The sequence below is a fragment of the Microcystis sp. M_QC_C_20170808_M3Col genome, assembly GCF_007095505.1.
In the GTDB taxonomy this organism is placed as follows: Bacteria; Cyanobacteriota; Cyanobacteriia; order Cyanobacteriales; family Microcystaceae; genus Microcystis.
Map to the genome: position 1 here is coordinate 1 of NZ_SFBY01000015.1, position 4,099 is coordinate 4,099.

At 46.5% G+C, this 4,099-nt stretch carries 6 protein-coding genes and 1 pseudogene; 3 read left to right on the forward strand and 4 right to left on the reverse strand.

Features of this window, described 5'->3' with window-relative positions; all coding sequences use genetic code 11:
* Positions 1–114 precede the first annotated feature (114 nt).
* Together EWV84_RS00645 and EWV84_RS00650 are read left to right on the forward strand one after the other, a co-directional pair.
* Entirely contained in the window at positions 115–759 is a 645-nt protein-coding gene (locus EWV84_RS00645) for a lysophospholipid acyltransferase family protein (RefSeq protein WP_287075732.1), read from the forward strand.
* A 197-nt stretch (positions 760–956) separates the two neighbouring features.
* Positions 957–1,235, forward strand: a complete 279-nt coding sequence (locus EWV84_RS00650) for a hypothetical protein (protein ID WP_287075734.1) — start codon at positions 957–959, stop codon at positions 1,233–1,235.
* On the opposite strand, the gene cbiB is transcribed toward EWV84_RS00650, so the two are convergent.
* From cbiB to EWV84_RS00665, 3 genes are read right to left on the reverse strand one after another with little or no spacing between them, the layout of a single operon-like run.
* Complete coding sequence (cbiB, locus tag EWV84_RS00655) at positions 1,176–2,156, reverse strand: adenosylcobinamide-phosphate synthase CbiB (protein ID WP_287075735.1); 981 nt, start codon at positions 2,154–2,156, stop codon at positions 1,176–1,178. The genes EWV84_RS00650 and cbiB overlap by 60 nt on opposite strands.
* A gap of 2 nt (positions 2,157–2,158) precedes the next feature.
* Positions 2,159–2,632, reverse strand: a complete 474-nt coding sequence (locus tag EWV84_RS00660) for a GFA family protein (RefSeq protein ID WP_287075736.1) — start codon at positions 2,630–2,632, stop codon at positions 2,159–2,161.
* On the reverse strand, positions 2,580–3,023 hold the full coding sequence (locus EWV84_RS00665) for an Rrf2 family transcriptional regulator (RefSeq protein ID WP_287075738.1): 444 nt from the start codon (positions 3,021–3,023) through the stop codon (positions 2,580–2,582). The genes EWV84_RS00660 and EWV84_RS00665 overlap by 53 nt, the downstream gene beginning before the upstream one ends.
* 300 nt (positions 3,024–3,323) lie before the next feature.
* Here EWV84_RS00665 and EWV84_RS00670 point away from each other — a divergent pair, with 300 nt between their 5' ends.
* On the forward strand, positions 3,324–3,713 hold the full coding sequence (locus EWV84_RS00670) for an AbrB family transcriptional regulator (protein ID WP_287075741.1): 390 nt from the start codon (positions 3,324–3,326) through the stop codon (positions 3,711–3,713).
* A 171-nt stretch (positions 3,714–3,884) separates the two neighbouring features.
* Here EWV84_RS00670 and EWV84_RS00675 read toward each other — a convergent pair.
* Positions 3,885–4,099 (reverse strand): annotated as a pseudogene (locus tag EWV84_RS00675) (RNA-guided endonuclease TnpB family protein); the annotation flags it as partial.

Genomic DNA, 4,099 nt, shown 5'->3' on the forward strand with positions numbered 1-4,099 from the left:
CCCCCTAAGCCGAGTTTTCAAGGTGCTGTCCGCCCACTTGGTTTTCGAGACGGTCTTTTTAATTCTAACGTAAAGCCAACCTAGAACGGCGGGGTTTCCCACCCAAAATTTTCGATGAACCAGCCTCAAGAGCGAGAACCTTTTGCCAGTTTAGTTTTATATCATCTCTTTAAATGGTCGATCGTTAGCCCAACCCTACACGGCTATTTTCGCGGTCGCGTTTACGGAGTGGAAAATGTCCCCCGGCGTCATCCTCTGATTATCGTCTGCAATCACGCCAGTTACTTCGATCCACCCCTATTATCCTGTGCCGTGCGTCGTCCCGTAGCTTATATGGCTAAAGAAGAATTATTTACCATCCCGATTTTAAAACAGGCGATCGCTCTTTATGGGGCCTATCCCGTCAAACGCGGCAGTGGTGATCGCGGGGCAATTCGGGCGGCGATGGGAGCATTAGCGGCGGGCTGGGCAGTGGGAGTGTTTCTGGAGGGAACCCGCACCGAGGACGGATTGATCCATCAACCAAAACTAGGCGCGGCGATGATTGCCGCTAAAGCGGGAGTTCCTCTGTTACCCGTCAGTTTGTGGGGGACAGAAAAGATTTTTCAAAAAGGTTCTTCTTTTCCCCATAGTATCCCCTTAACTATTCGCATCGGGGAAGTGCTGCCGCCACCGATTTCTAACAAAAGAGAAGCTTTACAGGCAGTTACCGAGCGCTGTGCCGAAATTATTAACGGATTACACGCCCTCGGACGCTAAATCGACCTTTTAAACAGGATTTAGTCTTAGATTTCTTTCCCCTACACTTTGAAGTGGGGAATGTGGGTTAAAATTGGCATAACTCGACCATCGCCTCGACCATGTTCTTTTTTGTCCTCGGCTTCAATCTAGGCCTAACTTTATTTAATTGCTTTCTAGTCTGGAAATTGTGGCAATTGCGGCGGATTTTAGGGCGAGTGACCAAAATTTTAAACCGGGTGGAACGACGTTTACACCACATTTTTTACCCCGCTCCGGAATATATTATCATCGCCGGGGCGAAAAGCTATTATCTCAGACAAAACTATCAACGTCTCTGGGGACAGATACAGATACTGCAATCCCTATTCTTGACCTTCTCCCTGATTATCCGTTACTGGCAGCGTCAACCCCGTCAACGCCGTCGCCTGTGGTCGCTACAATTGAGCAAAATCTCTAGCAATCAAGCAGCTGACAGCAATCACCAGCCAAAGTAATACACAAGTACGAGTTAAATTCAAAGCCTGTTCGACGGTTTTGACGGTAATCGGGTTGAGGTTATCGCCCAATAAAGGTTTTTCCACAATCTGGCCCCGATATTGATTTTTACCCCCCAATTGCACCCCCAAAATCGCCCCATAGACGCATTCACTCCAACCAGAATTAGGACTAGGATCCCGACGGGCATCGCGCCAACAAATGCTTAAAACCCGCTCCGGCTGGCCCGAAATTAGGGCGAGAGTTAATACCGTCAAACGACAAGGTAGCCATGTCAAAACATCCTCGCTTTTGGCACTAAACCAACCAATATGGGTGTAGGGTGGCCGACGATAGCCAATCATCGAATCGAGGGTACTAGCGGCTTTATAAGCGCAAGCGAGGGGAACTGGCCCCACACCCAGAAAAGCACCGAGAAGGGCATAAAAAAGCGGCGCGGTAACTCCATCCACACCATTTTCACTGACGGTTTCTAATAGGGCGCGGAGGATTTCTTCCCGGTCGAGATTATCTGTGTCGCGACCAACGTATAAACTTAGTTGGCAACGAGCTAAGGTGATATTTTCCGCTTGTAAAGGTGCGATGACTGTTTCGGCAGCCCTGCGTAAACTTCTGCCGGCTAAACAACTAGCTAGGAGAATCATTTGTACTAGGTAACTCAGGAGCAAATTGACCTGACCTAACCATTGGATTCCTAGCCAAGTTAAGACCCCAGCCAAGATAATTAAACCTAGTCCCAGAATTATGCCCGCTAAACGTTGGCGAATTTTTTCCCGCGTCCAATTAAGGATAACTTTTGTGGCAACGGCAATAATCGCCCCCATCACCTGCACTGGATGAATCCATCCCCAAGGATCGCCGACCAGATAATCTAAAACCGCCCCTAATACTAAAATAATCGCCGTTGCCGCTTCCTTCACAATTACTCCCTTTTCCCATCGATATCCCGAATTTTCTCAATATTCTCTTCCCAGTTAGCCCCATCAAAGAACTGGATCTGAAAATCTTCTAAGACATTGCCCTCCAAACAGCGCAGGTTTATATCTATAGCGTCAGGATGGGAGCGGGGACGATAGAAAGGATGAATACCACAAACACGACAAAAATAATGTTGGGCTGTGTGGGTATTAAATGTATAGGTACTTAAGAAATCTTCACCGCTTAGGAGGGTAAATTGTGCTGAAGGAACAATCAGATGCAGAAAGCCTTTTTTCTGACAAATCGAACAATTACAGTCTAGAGCTTGCTCATGCTCGATCGCCACTTGAAAACGGATCGCTCCACAGTGACAACCCCCCCCATAAATCTTTGCTTGTGTTGTTGCTGTCATAACTTCTAAACTACTAAACAATAAAGCTGGTTTCCTCTCCCCTAGCGGCGATCCAGCTACGGGCATCGTAGTATAAATCGGCTAAGGTAATCTTCCCTAGGGCCTCTTTTAATTTCTCGTGTAGGTGTTTCCAGATAGTAAATGTCACCCAATCTTCTGCCTGTTCGTCCTTGGGATGATAGCCTGATAATGGCTCGATCGTCTCTCCCACTGCCTCCAAAATTTGCCCCAACGAGATACGATTTGCCGGCCTGGCCAATTGATAACCCCCTTGCGCTCCCCGAAAGGAGCGAACTAACCCCGCTCGTCGCATTTCTATCAGCAATTTCTCTAGATAAGCGGCCGGGATATCTTGACGCAGGGCGATCGATTTTACCGATACGGGAGTTCCCCTCGGTTGTAAACTAAGATCCAGCAAGGCTTTAACACTATAGTGACCCCTAGTTGTTAGCTTCATTATCCCTCATTTTTACCTCTTGATCTCTATCCTACCCCCTGCTCTCATTGATGACAGAAAGACTAACCTCCCTTACCTCAGCATCTCGATCAACATTGATAAATTCTGTTAAGATTTCGATCGAGAGATCCAGTGCAATCAATTACAATCAATTTCCTCAAGCAAGTGATAATTTTTAGTTTATACCGTGTAAGATGAGTGTAGAGAGCAATCGTAACCCGATTGTTTCTGGTCGGGGGAAGCAATTCTCCTTGACTAGCCTTGATGACCCTAACCTTTACTTATCTGCCGCGAACTTAAATGAACAAAACCACCAATCCAGAACCCCTGACTGGCCTCGAACTAATTGAGAAAGTTAAACAGCTAGGCAACCTCAGCAAAGAGGAAAAAGCCCGGGAATGCGGCTACTATACCATGACAAAAAATGGTATTGAACGCGTTAATATGATGAAATTTCTCAATGCTCTAATCGATGCCGAGGGAATTGACTTAGATAGCAGTGCCAATGGCCACGGACGAGGTGGGCGCTCGGCCAGCTACCGGATCAGTGTCCAATCCAATAATAATCTCCTAATCGGTTCGGCCTACACCAAAAAAATGGGACTCAAACCGGGAGATGAATTTGAAATTACTTTGGGGAGAAAACATATTCATCTCAAGCAAGTTGGCGCCAACGACGACGACGAATAGCAATAATTAAGGAGAGAGCCGTTTAACTCTCTCCTTGCTATGAGATAAGCTCTTGTCCATTGAAACTGGGTATTTTATCCTCAATCAGTCTTTAAGCATCTAGATCAAAGACTCCGTTCGATATGTCCGGTTAATTTTGTCCTATTAACCGCGTTTGACATACTCCCACCGTCAAGCTACGCTGTGACGGGGGATTCTTGACCCATCGCTGTTAGAAATTCCTTGTTCAACGAGACAGCTTAGATTCTCAATGTCTCCACTGAAACCCCAGAGGCCGGACTCTCCCAAGGCGTTTGGGTCGGTTTCTGTTTGCCCAACAGTACCGTTGAGATGATTTCCCAAATATTTCAACCCTTTTTTAAGAATATTTATTGCTGCATTATGAT